Below are 17,281 nucleotides of genomic sequence, written 5' to 3'. Positions count from 1 at the left end.
TCGCCGCGATTAAAACGCTTTTATCTCGAACAAAATTTAACCACGAAAGGTCAACGCGCCCTAAAATCTACTTTACGAGAGTTTTGCTGATTAAGGTACTTTCGAGATATAATTATCGCAATTCTTTCGGTTTTGATGAATCTTTGCGCACTTGATGGGCTAAAAAGCAGCAAAGCCAGATAAAACACAATAAATTCGAATGTGGAAGGTCGATTTTAAGCGAGTTTCCGCGTATAAATGTTCCTTTGCTCTGTTGTGTGGAATGACCACTGACAGCTTGGAAATTAGTAAATAATTAAGAGATTGGGAAATTCATTATGCGTACCCATTACTGTGGTAACCTGAACAAGTCCCTGGCGGGACAAACTGTAGAATTGTGCGGCTGGGTAAACCGTCGCCGTGATTTAGGCGGTCTTATCTTTATCGATATGCGAGATCGTGAAGGCGTCGTTCAGGTTGTTGTCGATCCAGGTATGAAAGATATCTTTCCGATCGCTAACCAACTGCGTAATGAATTCTGTATCAAGTTTACTGGTGAAGTACGCGTTCGTCCGAACAGCCAAGTAAATAAAGATATGGCGACGGGTGAAGTTGAGCTTTACGCAACTGGCCTTGAGATCATCAACCGTTCAGAAGCGCTTCCACTAGACTTCAACCAAACGAACTCTGAAGAGCAGCGTCTTAAGTACCGTTACATCGATCTTCGTCGTCCAGAAATGAGCGATCGTATTAAGCTTCGTGCACGTGCTTCTAGCTTCGTTCGTCGTTTCCTAGATGAGAACCTATTCCTAGACATCGAAACACCAGTACTAACGAAAGCGACGCCTGAAGGCGCTCGTGACTACTTAGTACCAAGCCGTGTTCACAAAGGTAGCTTCTACGCACTTCCTCAATCTCCTCAGCTGTTCAAGCAATTGCTGATGATGTCTGGTTTTGACCGTTACTACCAAATCGTTAAATGTTTCCGTGATGAAGATTTACGTGCTGACCGTCAGCCTGAATTTACTCAAATCGATATCGAAACATCGTTCATGTCTTCTCAAGAAGTGCGTAACATCACTGAGAAGCTAGTTCACGATATGTGGAAAGAGCTTCTAGATGTTGAACTGGGCCAATTCCCAGTAATGCCTTTCTCTGAAGCGATTCGTCGTTTCGGTTCTGATAAACCAGACCTACGTAACCCACTAGAATTAGTAGACGTTGCTGACTTGGTTAAAGACGTTGAGTTCAAAGTATTCTCTGGCCCTGCGAACGACGAAAAAGGTCGCGTAGCGGTTATCCGTGTACCAGGTGGCGCTAAGCTAACTCGTAAGCAAATCGACGGTTACGCAGAGCATGTAGGTATCTACGGCGCGAAAGGTCTAGCTTGGATGAAGGTTAACGACCGTGCTGCTGGCATGGAAGGTATCCAATCTCCAGTTGCTAAGTTCCTAAACGAAGACGTGATCAACGGTCTTCTTGAGCGCACTCAAGCTGAATCTGGCGATATCATTCTATTTGGTGCAGATAAAGCGAACATCGTTGCTGAAGCAATGGGCGCACTTCGTATCAAGCTAGGTGATGACCTAGAGCTAACAGACAAGAAAGCTTGGGCTCCACTTTGGGTTATTGATTTCCCAATGTTCGAAGAAGATGGCGAAGGCAATCTTCACGCTATGCACCACCCATTCACATCACCACTTGGTGTGAACGCGGAAGAGCTAAAATCGAACCCAGCAGCAGCTAACTCTGATGCCTACGACATGGTAATCAACGGCTACGAAGTCGGCGGCGGTTCTGTACGTATTCACAGCGCAGAAATGCAAACGGCTGTATTCGGTATCTTAGGTATCGAAGCTAAAGAACAGCAAGAGAAGTTCGGTTTCCTACTTGAGGCACTTAAGTACGGTACGCCACCACACGCAGGTCTAGCATTCGGTCTTGACCGTTTAGCAATGCTTCTTTGTGGTACAGAGAACATCCGTGACGTTATCGCATTCCCGAAAACAACAGCTGCAGCATGTCTGTTAACAGACGCGCCAAGCCTAGCAAACCCAGCATCACTGGAAGAGCTAGCAATCGCTGTTAACTTAGCGAAGAAAGAAGACTAATCAAACGATTAAGCTCAACTTTCTAATCAAGCAGTGAGTTTTCGATAGAACTTTTTCTTTCGCAGAACAACGAAATGCCCGTTAATTTGACGGGCATTTTTTTTTGCGTTCGATATACTAAGCTCATAAAGCATGTATAAATAATCAGTATTGAAGTTATGTCTATTATCTTAGGGATTGACCCTGGCTCTCGCATTACCGGCTATGGCGTGATTCGTCAAAATGGTCGCCATCTATATTACTTAGGTAGTGGTTGTATTCGTACTTCCGAGAAAGAATTGCCAGGTCGCTTAAAGCAAATCTATGCGGGCGTTAGTGAGATCATTACTCAGTTTCAGCCTGACGTATTCGCGATCGAACAAGTGTTCATGGCGAAGAATGCCGATTCAGCACTTAAGCTTGGACAAGCTCGTGGTAGCGCGATTGTGGCAGCAGTGAATGCGGATTTGCCCGTTCATGAGTATGCGGCTCGTCTAATCAAACAAGCGGTGACAGGTAATGGTGGCGCTGATAAGTCGATGGTTCAGAACATGGTGATGAGCATGCTCAAACTACCCGCTAAGCCACAAGCCGATGCAGCCGATGCGTTAGGCGTAGCGATCACTCACGCTAACACCAATAAAACCTTGGTTGCACTGGCAGGTAAAGCGACAGGGGCGAGAAAAGGGCGTTACCGTTAATCCCCCCATCGCTTTCTAGAAGTTTGCTTTCGATGAGCCTTACGCCCTGTTTGGCTCATATCAAAACAATACGCCCCCAAATCCTTGATGAAATGAGATCTTTCGAACAGAACCCAGATAATAACATTGCGTATCATTTAACATGTTATTAACATTGGTCAGAGGTCTTACAAGTTAATCAAGGATGATCACTGATGAACCCAATCAAGCTGTGGCGCGCGCTGTTTCTACCCAAAAGCAATGGGTGGAGTAACAACGAAGTCAGACAAGCCGATATCTTATTACTCTTCACTTTTATCGCATTCTTCGTGGGTGTTTATAGCTTAATCAAGTGGACTAAGCACGAAGAGCAACTTCTGATCGCCACATCTGTATTTCTTATCGTATTCGAACTGATCTCTGCACTGCTACTTCGTGTGACGAGTAAGCCAAGCCTTGCACTTAACTTTGGTTTTGTCGGCATGGCTGTCCACGCGTTGAACATCATTTATCAAAGTGGTGGGGTTGTGGATTCCACCCAAGCTTATTGGGTGCCTTTGTTAGTGGTCGCTTTCTTCTTATCAGGAACACGAATTGTGGCTTTGGTGTGGAGTGGACTGGTTATCGGTGTTTCATTAGTGATGACCTCAGCACATCTCAATGGATTTGCATTTCCCCAGCTTGAGTTAACCCCTGATGCGGTAGTGGTAGAAACTTGGTCTGGTGTGATTATGCCGCTGGTGGTGATCTGCATTGCCCAAGCCTTTACCGCTAAGCAAAAAGAGGTGGCAATCGAAATGGCAGAGGATGCGATTTCAGAAAGCCAACATGTTGCCAACCAAGCGACGCAAAGTGAAGGTCAGCTCTCTATCGTGCTCGACCAAGCCAATTCGAATTCGGAGAGTCTACAAGGTGTTTCGGTTCATTTAGATCAGCAATCACAAGACTTGCATGCTCAAGTCGAAGTGTTGAATGTCAATTGTGAATCTCAAGCGAGCGCTGCAGAAGAGATGAGCCAACAACTCCATCAAATGACTCAAGGCATCGAAGAATCCAATTCATTTGTGGGTGAACTGAAAGAGCGCAGTGAAGCGGTGGGAACCAAAGCGCAAAAGAGCTCTGAGTCACTAGAAGCCTCAACCAGTGCAATCAGCCAGATCATTCAAAGTAATCAAGAAATCATGAAAGTCGCCGATTTGATTACTTCCGTAGCCGAACAAACCAACCTATTAGCACTCAACGCAGCAATAGAAGCCGCTCGAGCCGGTGAACAAGGACGAGGTTTTGCTGTGGTGGCCGATCAAGTGAGAGAGCTATCGGCGAAAAGCAGTCATTCTGCGATAGAGATTCGAACCTTGTTAGATCGCAGTAAAGAAGAAGTGGAAAACGGTCGAGCCATTATTGAAACTACGGCGAATGAAATGAACGGCATCATCTCAGAGGTTCAAACCATTTCTACTGATGTTAATCAGCTTACCAATATCATGGCGATGCAGATGAGCTCACTGAAAGAACTCGATCTCGCGAGTTCAGAGGTGGCGCAGAGTGTTGCAGAAACTAAATCAGTATCGGGTTTAGTGGCCAATTATGGTTCTGAATTAACAGGCCATGTTACTTCGGTAAAAGAACTGGTTGAAAGCCTGAATAGTGTGGTTTCCCAAGCTAAGCAAGCTTAAATAAATCACCTTAATAAACACAAAGAACTGGATAAGCATCCAGTTCTTTTATATTCTGTCCCTCAAATAATATTCCATCAAGAGAGTGAATTGTGATCGGACGCCTACGCGGTACATTAATAGAAAAACAGCCACCAGAGTTGCTAATCGAAGTCAGTGGTGTTGGTTATGAAGTACAAATGCCAATGAGCTGTTTTTATGAATTACCAAACGTTGGCGAAGAGGCAATTATCTACACTCACTTTGTCGTACGTGAAGATGCGCAGCTACTTTATGGTTTCAATACGGTAAAAGAGCGTGCTCTGTTCCGTGAAGTCATCAAAGCAAATGGTGTAGGTCCTAAGCTAGGCCTAGGCATACTTTCAGGCATGACCGCTAGCCAGTTTGTTCAGAGCGTTGAACGTGAAGATATCTCTACGTTGGTTAAACTTCCGGGTGTGGGTAAGAAAACCGCAGAGCGTCTTGTCGTTGAAATGAAAGACCGCTTGAAAGGGTGGGGAGCAGGTGATCTGTTTACGCCTGCAACGGATGCAGCGCCTATGGACTCTATGCCAACGGTTCACGATGCAGAAGAAGAAGCAGTAAGCGCATTACTTGCGCTGGGTTATAAACCAACTCAAGCCTCTAAAGTTGTTGCTCAAGTGGCTAAAGATGGCATGACAAGTGAACAATTGATTCGCGAAGCACTGAAGTCGATGGTTTAATACCTCATATACTTGTTCTACAAAATAGACTCATTCACTTTGCCTTTACACAGAGTCAAGAAGCGCAGAGTCAGGAAGAGCAGAGTTAGGAATAACAGAATTTATGATTGAAGCCGATCGCCTTATTGCACCGGACAACCCAGTATTCAAAGATGAAGATGTCATTGATCGTGCAATACGCCCTAAAGCACTGGCTGACTATCAAGGTCAGGATCACGTCCGTGGTCAGATGGAAATTTTCATCAAAGCAGCACAAATGCGTAATGAGGCGCTCGATCATCTGTTGATATTTGGTCCTCCAGGCTTGGGCAAAACTACATTGGCAAACATTGTTGCTAATGAAATGGATGTGAACATTCGTACTACTTCAGGACCTGTATTAGAAAAAGCAGGTGACTTGGCGGCATTGCTTACCAACCTTGAAGAAAATGATGTTCTATTCATTGATGAGATCCACCGTCTGAGCCCAGTGGTTGAAGAGGTGTTGTACCCGGCAATGGAAGATTACCAATTAGATATCATGATTGGTGAAGGCCCAGCGGCACGTTCTATCAAGATCGACCTTCCTCCTTTCACTTTGATTGGCGCAACCACTCGTGCTGGTTCACTGACATCGCCGTTGCGTGACCGTTTCGGTATTACTCAGCGTCTTGAGTACTATAAAGTTGAAGATTTACAAAACATCGTTCAACGAAGTGCTGATTGTCTTGGTCTTTCTATGGAATCGCAAGGGGCGTTAGAAGTTGCTCGTCGAGCTCGTGGTACGCCACGTATTGCTAACCGTTTACTGCGCCGTGTTCGTGACTATGCGGAAGTGAAAGGCGATGGACATATTTGCCCAGAGGTTGCTGATAAAGCGCTAAACATGTTGGATGTCGATGCTAAAGGTTTCGACTACATGGATAGGAAGCTTTTGCTTGCGATTATGGAGAAGTTTGGTGGTGGCCCGGTTGGTATAGACAACATGGCTGCGGCGATTGGTGAAGAAAGAGATACCATTGAAGATGTGTTAGAACCTTACTTGATTCAACAAGGTTATCTACAAAGAACGCCAAGAGGTCGAATCGCGACCGACAGAGCGTATTTACACTTCGGCATCGATAAACCATCTAATCGTTAATTTATTCATTTTTAAAGATCCCAGTTGCATAAGCGCTGGGATTTTTTGCTTTCTATTGAATAACAACTCTTTGAGCGAGTCGATAAAAAAGCTGAATAGCTCCCTCAAAAATGAAAACTTTGATTTCACGTTTGAATTGAGTAACAAAAAATGAAATAAGCTGTTATGTTTTTTGTTAATACTTTATGGGTAGTTGTAATTCATATGTTGATGCGGTGCTGAGCTTTTGTCACAGATATCATATGCTGCTATTAATAGAGACATAATTGGTGTGATTTTAATCATAACTGTTCAAAAATAACTCTAATTTGCTTGAATAAAATTGATACAAATCAACGCAAGGTTCTCCTATAAACCTTTTGAAACATACTGATTTTACCAGTAATATTAGCGCCAGCTATATTAGCTCATGCTTAACAATAATCTAACTATAACGGTACGTTTTTACTACAAATTTCAATTTGTAATAACAATCTCACGAATTGTTTTAACACGGATTTTTGCGGTGAATAATCACACAAGTGTCATTCAGCCGACACAAAGGAGTTACCATGATTGATGTTGTTGATCTGTCGCGATTGCAATTTGCATTTACAGCGATGTATCACTTCCTATTTGTTCCACTGACTTTAGGTATGGCATTTCTACTTGCCATTATGGAGTCAGTTTATGTAATGACTGGCAAGCAAATTTACAAGGACATGACTAAGTTCTGGGGTAAATTGTTTGGTATTAACTTTGCTCTTGGTGTAGCGACAGGCTTAACCATGGAGTTCCAGTTCGGTACTAACTGGTCTTACTATTCTCACTATGTTGGCGACATCTTTGGTGCTCCGCTGGCTATCGAAGCGCTTGTTGCATTCTTCCTAGAGTCTACTTTTGTTGGTCTTTTCTTCTTCGGTTGGGACAGATTGTCGAAGCGTCAGCACTTAGCGGTAACGTGGTTAGTAGCTCTTGGCTCTAACTTCTCAGCGCTTTGGATCTTGGTAGCGAACGGCTGGATGCAAAACCCAGTGGGTGCGGAATTTAACTTTGAAACCATGCGTATGGAAATGGTGAGCTTCGCTGAAGTTGTCCTAAACCCAGTAGCGCAGGTTAAATTCGTACACACAGTAGCGTCTGGTTACACTACGGGTGCAATGTTCATCCTTGGTATCAGCTCATACTACATTCTTAAAGGTCGTGACCTTGCGTTTGCTCGTCGCTCTTTTGCGATTGCAGCATCTTTCGGTATGGCGGCGATCTTGTCAGTAATCGTACTAGGTGATGAATCTGGTTACGAGCTTGGTGAAGTTCAAAAAGTGAAGCTAGCAGCTATTGAAGCTGAATGGCACACTGAAGAAGCACCAGCCGCGTTCACTGTATTTGGTGTTCCAAACCAAGAAACCATGCACACAGACTACGCAATTAAGATCCCTTACGTTATGGGTATTATTGCAACACGTTCTTTTGATACAGAAGTAACAGGACTACGTGACTTGCGCGACGATCACGTTGATCGTATTCGTACCGGTATGTATGCGTATGAGTTGCTTGAAAAGCTACGTGGTGGTGACCGTTCAGAAGAGAACAAAGCGGCATTTGACGAAGTAAAAGGTGACCTAGGTTACGGTCTGCTTCTTAAGCGCTACACAGACGATGTTGTTGATGCAACAGAAGACCAAATCCAAATGGCTGCGGATGATTCTATCCCAACAGTTTGGCCTCTATTCTGGTCGTTCCGTCTGATGGTTGCTTGTGGCTTCATCATGCTGTTTGTATTCGGTGCGGCGTTTGTTCAAACGTGTCGTCAGAAGATCGAACAGAAACCATGGGTACTTAAAGCGGCGCTATTCTCAATCCCACTACCTTGGATTGCGATTGAAGCAGGTTGGTTTGTTGCTGAATTTGGTCGTCAACCATGGGCGGTTGGTGAAATCCTGCCGGTTAACGTTGCTGCATCAGCACTGACTATTGAACAGCTTTGGACTTCTCTATTTGCAATTCTTGCACTGTACACAGTGTTCTTGATTGCTGAAGTTTACCTAATGCTGAAATTCGCACGTAAAGGTCCAAGTAGCTTAAAGACAGGCCGTTACCACTTTGAACAAAACGATAACTCTGTTGAAGACAAAGTTAGCCGTTCAGTCGAAGTATAAGTGAGGGAATATTATGTTTGATTACGAAAGCTTACGACTTATTTGGTGGGTATTGATCGGTGTTCTACTGGTTGGTTTCGCCGTAACTGACGGCTTTGACATGGGTGTTGCTGCTCTTTCACCGGTTATCGGTAAGAGCGACACTGAACGTCGTATTATGCTGAATACTATTGCCCCTCACTGGGATGGCAACCAAGTATGGCTAATTACGGCTGGTGGTGCATTGTTCGCTGCATGGCCATTGGTTTACGCAACGTCGTTTTCTGGTTTCTACTTCGCAATGTACGTGACGCTAGCAGCACTTTGGCTACGTCCACTTGCGCTTGATTACCGCTCAAAGATTGAAGAGCCAAAATGGCGTAAGGCATGGGACTACGCACTTTGCTTTAGTGGCACAGTTCCGCCAATCATCTTCGGTGTAGCATTTGGTAATTTACTACAAGGTGTTCCATTCGAGCTGAACTACCTGATGATGTCTAAGTATCATGGTACGTTCTTCGCTCTGCTAAACCCGTTTGCATTGCTATGTGGCGTGTTGGCTCTGATGTTGTTCGTGATGCAAGGTGCAACATGGCTTCAAATGAAGACAACAGAAGAACTGCACAGCCGCGCACGTAACGTTGCTCAGATCACTGGCCTAATTGCTATTGCTCTGTTCGTTATCGGTGGTTTCTGGGTTCAATCTATCGAAGGCTATGTAATTACAAGCACGATAGACACGTTTGCTGATTCAAACCCACTAAATAAAGAAGTATCACCTCAAGTTGGTGCTTGGATGACAAACTTCGAAACGTATCCAGCAATGTGGGCTGCGCCGATTCTTGGTGTAGTAATGCCACTGCTTGCTGTGATTGCATCTCGCTTTGAGCGTGGTGGTTTCGCATTCTTGTTCTCAAGCCTATCGAACGCTGGTGTTATTCTAACGGCTGGTTTTGCAATGTTCCCATTCGTAATGCCATCAAGCTGGAACCCTAACCATAGCTTGACTATGTGGGATTCAACAGCAAGTGAGCTAACGCTTGGTCTTATGACTGGAGTTGCGGCGGTAATGGTTCCTGTGATTCTTGGCTACACAACGTGGACATACTACAAAATGTTCGGCCGTCTAGATAAGAAACACATCGAAGATAACGACGTTTCAGCTTACTAAGCTAGAAGTTAAATAACTTAGGAGAAATTTTATGTGGTATTTCGCATGGATTTTGGGTGTACTTCTAGCATGTGCATTCGGCATCATCAATGCTCTATGGTTAGAGCATTCAGAAATGATGGATAAAGACAGTGAGTAATCTCGCAGAGCAAATCGCTAAACTGCATCAACCTATGGATAAGACTCTGTTAAGAGCTTTATCTCTAGTATTGGGTTTCATGCATGTAGGTTTAGTGATGTGGGAACCTGAAGCGTATGCGACAAGCATCGGTGGCTTTAATGCGATCATCGGGCCAATGTTCATTTGGGCAGCATGTTCAAGCATGGTTTACGGTATCGGATTTAAGCCGAGAGCTTGGATGTGGCAACTACTGTTCAGCCCATACGTTTCACTCACAATTTTGCTCTACCTAACGGTGCTGCGCCTTTTATAAAAGGCAAAGGATTTAGGTTCATAACGACGTGAACCTTTATACTTGTTGGGTTTTTAGCCAAAAAGAGGTCATCTTATACAGATGGCCTTTTTTTTCGTCTCTTAAATCAAAAAATTCACAGCGATATACTATTAATGATAAGGAGTTAGGTTATAGTGAGATCTTTATCGTTTTGAATTGTGGTATCAAATTGCAGGGATTATCTAAGCCATTTACGTGGCCAGTGACAGTGTATTACGAAGACACCGATGCAGGTGGTGTTGTATACCATTCAAACTATCTTAAGTTTTTCGAACGCGCTCGAACTGAGATGTTGCGCTCAATTGGCGTCTCTCAGCAAGTCTTGTTAGAACAAAATATCGGTTTTGTAGTCCGACATATGGACATCGATTTTATTCAAGGTGCGCGCCTTGATGATTCTTTACAAGTCATTACAAATATTTACGAGTTGAAGCGAGCTACCTTGGTCTTCTGTCAAGAGATCGTAAATCCTGATGGCAAAGCATTGTGTAAAGCAATGGTTAAGGTAGCATGTATCGACAATCAAAAAATGAAACCCAAAGCAATGCCAACATTTATTCTCACGGAGCTAACGAATAGTGACTGCTGAAATCTCAATCTTAGGCCTAATTTTAGAAGCTAGCTTACTAGTTAAGATGGTCATGCTAATTCTCATGGGCATGTCTGTTGTTTCTTGGGCGATGATCATCAAACGAAGCAAAGTATTATCTCAAGCTACTAAACAAACTGACGTGTTTGAAGATAAGTTCTGGTCTGGTGTTGATCTCGCTAAATTGTATCAGGAGAGTAATAAGCGCAAAGACGAACTCTCTGGTACTGAAGAGATTTTTTACGCCGGCTTCACAGAGTTTGCTCGCCTTCGAAAATCAAATGCAGCGTCTCCAGACTTCATCATGGAAGGCACTGGTCGTGCAATGCGTGTTGCGGTTGCTCGCGAAGTTGATGAACTCGAAACGAACTTACCTTTTTTGGCGACCGTCGGTTCTATCAGCCCATACATTGGCCTATTTGGTACGGTTTGGGGCATCATGCACTCATTCATCGCATTAGGTGAAGTGAAGCAAGCGACATTAGCAATGGTTGCTCCTGGTATTGCAGAAGCACTGATCGCGACAGCAATGGGCTTATTCGCGGCGATTCCCGCTGTGATGGCGTATAACCGTTTTAGCAGCCGAGTTGGTAAGTTAGAGCACAACTACGCGACTTTCTCTGAAGAGTTCCATAGTATTCTTCACCGTCAAGCGATGGCTGGCAGGGAATAATAGATGGCCGGATACCAACCTAAAAAACGCAAAATGACAGCAGAGATTAACGTTGTACCTTACATCGACGTTATGCTTGTTTTGCTGATCATTTTTATGGTGACTTCGCCATTTGTTACTCAAGGCGTAGATGTTGAATTGCCTCAAGCTTCAACGGCCAAATCTGCACAAGATCTATTGGGTGACGACAACGCGAGTTTCATTATCGTTGAAGTGAACAAAGACGGTGAGCTTGGTTTGAGTGTGAACAACGAAGAAGTACAGCGTGGTTTATCGATGGAAGACATTATCGTCCGAGTGAAAGCTGAGCTGTCTCTTAAGCCAAACTCTCCAGTGGCTGTTGGTGGTGATGCCGCAACGCCTTACGCTGAAGTGGTTATCTTACTTGATGAATTAAGCCGTGCAGGTGTGCCAAAGGTTGGCCTTTTAACGGATATAAGGGAATAGCTCCGTAGCATTCATGAAAGCGAATAATAAAAAATCCAATAATTTCAAAACGCCGCTTCTAATTTCAATCGGGCTGCATGTCATTCTATTCGTCGCTCTTATTTGGGGAGCAGACTTCACGATGTCAGAACCTAAGCCAACAGGGCAGATGGTTCAAGCTGTGGTGATTGATCCTCAGTTGGTTCGCCAGCAAGCTCAACAGATTCGTCAACAAAGAGAAGCGGCGAGCAAAAAAGAGCAAGAGCGTTTAGATAAACTAAGACGTGAAAGCGAACGACTTGAAAAAAATCGTAAAGCTGAAGAAGAGAACATTCGAAAGCTGAAAGAAAAACAAGCCAAAGAAGCCAAAGCGGCTCGCGACGCGGAAAAGCGTCGAGTTGAAAATGAAAAGCAACGTAAAGTTGAAGAGGCTCGCTTAAAACAAGAGAAAAAGAAAGCCGCTAAAGCAGAAGCTGATCGTAAGTTGAAAGAAGCCGCGGTTGTGAAAGCAGAAAAAGAACGCAAGGCAAAAGAAGCGGCCATTGCTAAAGCTGAACAAGAACGCGTGGCGAAAGAAAAAGCCGCTAAAGAGGCCGCTGAAAAAGCTCGTAAAGAAAAAGAAGCCGCTGAGCGTGCTGAGAAACAACGTATAGCGAAAGAGAAAGAAGCGGCAGCAGCCGCGGAGAAAGCCCGTAAAGCAAAAGAAGCTGCAGCAAGAGCCGAAAAAGAGCGCAAACAACAAGAGGCAGCATTGAACGACATCTTTGCTGGGCTTGAAACTGAAGCGACTCAAAACTCTTCAGCTAGACAACAATTTATTAGTGATGAGGCGCAGCGTTATGGTGCTATCTATACCCAACTCATTCAACAAAACTTGTTGTTAGAAGACAGCTACAGAGGTCGTTCATGTCGAGTGAACCTAAAGCTTATTCCAACGGGATCTAATGCGATATTAGGTAGATTGAGTATCTTAGATGGTGACAGTCGCTTATGTGCGGCAACGAAGCGTGCGGTAGCACAAGTGCAATCTTACCCGTTACCTAAGGACCCAGACATTATAAAATCACTGAAAGACATTAACTTAACTGTATCACCAGAGTAAAAGGACGAACTTGTGTTAAAGAAACTATTACTGAGTTTTGTTTTCTTAATAGCTACAAGCAGCCAGTTTGCCCATGCGGCACTGGAGCTGGTTATTACAGATGGTATTAACTCTGCACGACCTATCGCTATTGTTCCTTTCCGTTGGGAAGGCGCAGGACCATTGCCGCACGATGTGTCAGCAGTTATCGCTTCTGACTTGCAACGCAGTGGTAAATTCAGCCCAGTTGCGACAAGTAAAATGCCTCAAACGCCATACAGCGAAACCGAGGTGAATTTTGATGCTTGGACTAACCTAGGTGTTGATTCACTGCTAACAGGTAGCATCACTAAAAATGCCGAAGGGCAGTATGTGGTGAACTACCAACTGATCGACATTGTTCGTGGTCAACTGACTAAAGGGCAAAGCCGTGCACTAAGCGATGAAGGCCAATTAGTACTTTCTAAAGATCATGTGCTGTTCAACAAGAAAGCGACAGTGCCAGGTAAACGCTTGAGAGAGTACGCACACCGAATCTCTGATTTAGTGTATGAAGAGCTAACGGGTGAGAAAGGGGCGTTTCTAACGCGTATCTCTTACGTAGTTGTGAACGACAAAGACAAATATCCGTACCAGCTTCGTGTTGCTGACTACGACGGCTTTAACGAGCGTTTGGTGCTTCGTTCTAAGCAACCTCTTATGTCACCAGCATGGTCGCCAGACGGTAAGAAGCTTGCGTATGTGAGTTTCCAAAATGGCCAAGCTGAAATATTCATAATGAATATTTATACGGGTGAGCGCGAGAAAGTGACGTCATACCCTCGTCATAATGGTGCGCCAAGATTCTCGCCAGATGGTAAAACGTTGGCATTGGTATTGTCTAAAACAGGCAGCCTTCAGGTGTACACGCTCGACCTTGCTAGCCGCAAGCTGACTCAAATTACCCGCGGTCGTTCTAACAATACTGAACCATTCTGGCACCCAGATGGCAAGTCTCTAATTTTCACATCTGATCGTGGTGGTAAACCACAGATTTATAATGTAAATTTGTCAAATAATTCGACATCTCGTATTACTTGGCAGGGTAGCCAAAACTTAGGTGGCCAGATCACTCCTGACGGACGGTTCCTGATTATGGTTAATCGTAGCAATTCGGGTTTTAACTTGGCTAAACAAGATTTGGAAACTGGTGCGGTTCAGGTGCTAACAAAAACATTGTTAGATGAATCTCCAAGTATTGCACCGAATGGAGGTATGGTTATCTATAGCTCTATTTACAACAAAACAAACGTACTATCGATGGTTTCTATCGATGGTCGTTTTAAGGCTAGATTACCAGCAACGAACGGACGCGTAAGAGCACCTTCGTGGTCACCGTTTCTCTAGTCGATTTGATACATTCTTTTAGCTATTGATAGTGTTAACTATTGTGGCATTTAACTATCTATAGCACTTAGTAGCTGTAGAAACTAAGTTTGATAACGTAAGGAAAAAAAGATGCAACTTAACAAAGTTCTTAAAGGCTTGATGATTGCACTACCAGTGATGGCAGTAACGGCATGTAGCTCAACTGATGAAGCAACTTCTGCAACATCTGGCACAGAAAGCAACCAAACAACTTCAGGTTCAGAAGGTAACGTAGATACAACTGTTGTAACGCCAATTGACGCTAACGGTCAACTGTCTGAGCAAGAGCTTAAAGAGCAAGCGCTACGCGAAACTCAAACAATCTACTTCGCATTCGATAACTCTACTATCGCTGGCGACTACGAAGAAATGCTTGCAGCTCACGCAGCATACCTAGTTAAGAACGTTGATATGAACGTTACTGTTGAAGGTCATGCTGATGAGCGCGGTACTCCTGAGTACAACATCGCACTTGGTGAGCGTCGTGCACAAGCTGTAGCGAAATACCTACAAGCTCTAGGTGTTCAAGCAGACCAAATCTCTATCGTAAGCTACGGTGAAGAGAAGCCACTTCTTCTAGGTCAATCTGAAGACGTGTACGCTAAAAACCGTCGTGCAGTACTAGTTTACTAATTTCAGTAGGCTATATAATTGAGGAATTGCCTCATGTTCAGTAACACAAAGCGAGTCATTTTGCTTTCGTTACTGGCAAGTGCAGCGAACACCACGTTCGCTGCACCAGCTCCAGTATCCGATCTCAATAGCACCGCAACAAATTCATCATCTTCCTCTCGATCAGCATCTAACGAATCAGATATTGAGCGTTTAGAGCGCTTGCTTCAAAATCGTAATCTCGTTCAGCTTCAAATGCAGCAGCAAATCGACGATATGTCACTGGAGATCAGTGAACTTCGTGGTGAGTTGGAGCGAAACAGCTACGATATGAAACAAATGCTCGAGCGCCAACGTGAATTGTTCATTGAACTGGATCGTGTGAGAGGCGAGGTGAAAGCAGCAGGAACAGCAACGGTAGCAGTAGCAGCGAGCGAAGGCTCTAAGGATGCTTCTGGTACGTTCAGTACTGATGTTGATGAGCAAACCGCTTATCAAAATGCTGTAGATATGATTCTAAAGCAACGAGACTACACGGGTGCGATTGCAGCATTCCAAAAGTTTCAAAAAGACTTCCCAGACTCGACCTTCACGCCTAACACCCATTATTGGTTAGGTCAGCTTTATTTCGCTAAAAAGCAAGATAAGGAAGCTGTGAAGAGCTTTGCCGCTGTTGTGTCATACAAAGACTCCAACAAGCGCTCTGATGCTCTGGTTAAGCTTGGTGACATAGCTACGCGTAACAACAACGCGACGCAAGCTAAGAAATATTACCAGCAAGTTGTAACCGAGTATCCAAACAGTGCTTCGGCTAAAGTGGCTAAAACCCATTTGTAAACAAAATAGGGGTGCTCAGGTACCTCTTTTTTATATCTGATCACTTTCTTTTTGTGTCTACTTCTCTTCTTTGTAATGCCAACGCATCGCTTTGTTTATGCGTTTTAAGCATTAGTTAGTCATCGCTTGAAACCAATCCTTTTTGATCCCAATCGCTGTCCTGTGTAGAATACTCTAATTCTCGGAAGAAGTTGCGTAGAGCAAGAGCAATGAGTCATATACTAGATAAAATCGATACAGTTTACCCGTTTCCGCCTAAGCCAGTTCCACTGAGCGACGCTCAGAAGCAGGCCCACATCGCAAACATCAAAACACTACTTCAAGAAAAAGATGCAGTTCTAATTGCACACTACTACACAGATCCTGAAATTCAGGCCCTGGCTGAAGCAACTGGTGGTTTTGTTGGCGATTCATTAGAAATGGCTAAGTTTGGTAACCGCCATTCTGCAAGCACTTTGATCATCGCTGGCGTTCGTTTTATGGGGGAGTCAGCAAAGATTCTTACACCTGAAAAACGCATTCTAATGCCAACACTAGAAGCTGAATGTTCTCTTGATCTTGGCTGTCCTGCAGACAAATTTACAGAATTTTGTGATGCTCACCCTGACCATACAGTGGTTGTATACGCGAATACCTCTGCGGCTGTTAAGGCTCGTGCAGACTGGGTAGTTACGTCGAGCATCGCTTTAGAAATCGTTGAAAGCCTAGACGCAGAAGGCAAACCCATTATTTGGGGCCCAGACCGTCACCTAGGTTCTTACATCGCAAATCAAACTGGCGCTGACATGTTGCTTTGGCAAGGTGAGTGTATTGTTCATGACGAGTTCTCAGCTGATGCTTTGAAGAAAATGAAATCAGTATACCCAGAAGCGGCTATTTTGGTTCACCCAGAATCACCAGCAAGCGTGGTTGAACTGGCTGATGCTGTTGGTTCAACAAGTCAATTGATCAAGAAAGCAAAAGAGCTGCCTCATCCACAGATGATTGTCGCGACAGACAAAGGTATCTTCTTCAAAATGCAGCAACTGGTTCCTGAAAAAGAGCTGATTGAAGCGCCGACAGCAGGTGCCGGTGCAACTTGTCGAAGCTGCGCGCACTGTCCTTGGATGGCAATGAACGGCCTTGAAGCGATTGAAAATGCGCTTGAGAATGGTGGCGAGCAACACGAGATCTTCGTTTCTGACGAACTGCGCGTGAAGTCCCTTATCCCATTGAACCGCATGCTAGATTTTGCTGAGCAGCTTAACGTGCAAGTGAAAGGCAACGCTTAATCTAATGACGTGAGGTTATAAATAATCCAATATTTATAACTATGCAGTCTTTATAATGTGGTGCATTTGTCATCATTAAAAAACCAGCCGCAGTGCTGGTTTTTTTTGTATCTGAATATTAGCCTCTATCTAGTCTGACTAGTAGCTGCTGTTTGCATTAGATATGTACCAATCGTAGCAAATACCACTATTAGTAATAGCTATCAGTTAATAAGTCCTGATTTTTATGGACATGGTAAGTCTGAGACAGAGTGTTCACGAGCCAGTATCAGCGAGATGGTCAGTCCGCACGAGCGCTTTAGCAGGAGAGCAATATTCGATTATTGGTGTCAGTGATAGCGGAATTGCAGGCTACCGCTTAACTATTCAAGAGATGAGTAGGATTACGTACTC

17 protein-coding genes are annotated in these 17,281 nt (G+C 44.2%); all 17 read left to right on the top strand.

Annotated elements, in window-relative coordinates; all coding sequences use genetic code 11:
• Positions 1 to 317 precede the first annotated feature (317 nt).
• The 17 genes from aspS to nadA all read left to right on the top strand — a co-directional run bounded on the left by aspS (position 318) and on the right by nadA (position 16,888).
• Positions 318 to 2,090, top strand: coding sequence for an aspartate--tRNA ligase (gene aspS, locus AB6D07_RS18685; protein ID WP_017104276.1), 1,773 nt, complete (start codon positions 318 to 320; stop codon positions 2,088 to 2,090).
• 158 nt (positions 2,091 to 2,248) lie between these two features.
• A complete protein-coding gene (gene ruvC, locus AB6D07_RS18680) occupies positions 2,249 to 2,770 on the top strand; it encodes a crossover junction endodeoxyribonuclease RuvC (protein ID WP_004736470.1) in 522 nt (173 codons plus the stop codon).
• A gap of 194 nt (positions 2,771 to 2,964) precedes the next feature.
• Positions 2,965 to 4,425 carry a methyl-accepting chemotaxis protein gene (locus AB6D07_RS18675; protein ID WP_017104275.1) on the top strand — a complete coding sequence of 487 codons (1,461 nt, stop codon included), beginning with the start codon at positions 2,965 to 2,967 and terminating at the stop codon, positions 4,423 to 4,425.
• 92 nt (positions 4,426 to 4,517) lie between these two features.
• Complete coding sequence (gene ruvA / locus AB6D07_RS18670; protein ID WP_017076435.1) at positions 4,518 to 5,129, top strand: Holliday junction branch migration protein RuvA; 612 nt, start codon at positions 4,518 to 4,520, stop codon at positions 5,127 to 5,129.
• A gap of 103 nt (positions 5,130 to 5,232) precedes the next feature.
• A complete protein-coding gene (gene ruvB / locus AB6D07_RS18665) occupies positions 5,233 to 6,249 on the top strand; it encodes a Holliday junction branch migration DNA helicase RuvB (protein ID WP_009846372.1) in 1,017 nt (338 codons plus the stop codon).
• A 551-nt stretch (positions 6,250 to 6,800) separates the two neighbouring features.
• Complete coding sequence (cydA, locus tag AB6D07_RS18660; RefSeq protein WP_009846373.1) at positions 6,801 to 8,387, top strand: cytochrome ubiquinol oxidase subunit I; 1,587 nt, start codon at positions 6,801 to 6,803, stop codon at positions 8,385 to 8,387.
• 13 nt (positions 8,388 to 8,400) lie between these two features.
• Entirely contained in the window at positions 8,401 to 9,537 is a 1,137-nt protein-coding gene (cydB, locus tag AB6D07_RS18655; protein ID WP_017104274.1) for a cytochrome d ubiquinol oxidase subunit II, read from the top strand.
• A 31-nt stretch (positions 9,538 to 9,568) separates the two neighbouring features.
• Entirely contained in the window at positions 9,569 to 9,676 is a 108-nt protein-coding gene (gene cydX / locus AB6D07_RS18650; RefSeq protein WP_000270284.1) for a cytochrome bd-I oxidase subunit CydX, read from the top strand.
• Positions 9,669 to 9,971, top strand: a complete 303-nt coding sequence (ybgE, locus tag AB6D07_RS18645) for a cyd operon protein YbgE (protein WP_009846375.1) — start codon at positions 9,669 to 9,671, stop codon at positions 9,969 to 9,971. The genes cydX and ybgE overlap by 8 nt, the downstream gene beginning before the upstream one ends.
• A 172-nt stretch (positions 9,972 to 10,143) precedes the next feature.
• Positions 10,144 to 10,581, top strand: coding sequence for a tol-pal system-associated acyl-CoA thioesterase (ybgC, locus tag AB6D07_RS18640; RefSeq protein WP_017104273.1), 438 nt, complete (start codon positions 10,144 to 10,146; stop codon positions 10,579 to 10,581).
• The gene (gene tolQ / locus AB6D07_RS18635) at positions 10,571 to 11,254 is read left to right on the top strand and encodes a protein TolQ (protein WP_009846377.1); all 684 of its coding nucleotides are present in this window, start codon (positions 10,571 to 10,573) and stop codon (positions 11,252 to 11,254) included. Before ybgC ends, tolQ begins: the two co-directional genes overlap by 11 nt.
• 3 nt (positions 11,255 to 11,257) lie before the next feature.
• Positions 11,258 to 11,701 carry a protein TolR gene (tolR, locus tag AB6D07_RS18630; RefSeq protein ID WP_017104272.1) on the top strand — a complete coding sequence of 148 codons (444 nt, stop codon included), beginning with the start codon at positions 11,258 to 11,260 and terminating at the stop codon, positions 11,699 to 11,701.
• A 13-nt stretch (positions 11,702 to 11,714) separates the two neighbouring features.
• Entirely contained in the window at positions 11,715 to 12,782 is a 1,068-nt protein-coding gene (gene tolA / locus AB6D07_RS18625; protein ID WP_017104271.1) for a cell envelope integrity protein TolA, read from the top strand.
• 12 nt (positions 12,783 to 12,794) lie between these two features.
• The gene (gene tolB / locus AB6D07_RS18620; protein ID WP_009846380.1) at positions 12,795 to 14,147 is read left to right on the top strand and encodes a Tol-Pal system beta propeller repeat protein TolB; all 1,353 of its coding nucleotides are present in this window, start codon (positions 12,795 to 12,797) and stop codon (positions 14,145 to 14,147) included.
• A gap of 111 nt (positions 14,148 to 14,258) precedes the next feature.
• A complete protein-coding gene (gene pal / locus AB6D07_RS18615; protein ID WP_009846381.1) occupies positions 14,259 to 14,801 on the top strand; it encodes a peptidoglycan-associated lipoprotein Pal in 543 nt (180 codons plus the stop codon).
• 33 nt (positions 14,802 to 14,834) lie between these two features.
• A complete protein-coding gene (gene ybgF, locus AB6D07_RS18610) occupies positions 14,835 to 15,617 on the top strand; it encodes a tol-pal system protein YbgF (protein ID WP_009846383.1) in 783 nt (260 codons plus the stop codon).
• A 209-nt stretch (positions 15,618 to 15,826) separates the two neighbouring features.
• On the top strand, positions 15,827 to 16,888 hold the full coding sequence (gene nadA, locus AB6D07_RS18605) for a quinolinate synthase NadA (protein ID WP_009846384.1): 1,062 nt from the start codon (positions 15,827 to 15,829) through the stop codon (positions 16,886 to 16,888).
• The last annotated feature ends 393 nt before the right edge of the window (positions 16,889 to 17,281 follow it).

Origin of the sequence: Vibrio sp. 10N.239.312.C11, assembly GCF_041466065.1 — a bacterium.
GTDB classification, from domain to species: domain Bacteria; phylum Pseudomonadota; class Gammaproteobacteria; order Enterobacterales; family Vibrionaceae; genus Vibrio; species Vibrio tasmaniensis_A.
The sequence above is the reverse complement of the archived record's forward strand: the minus strand, read 5'-3'. Positions and strand labels throughout refer to the sequence as shown.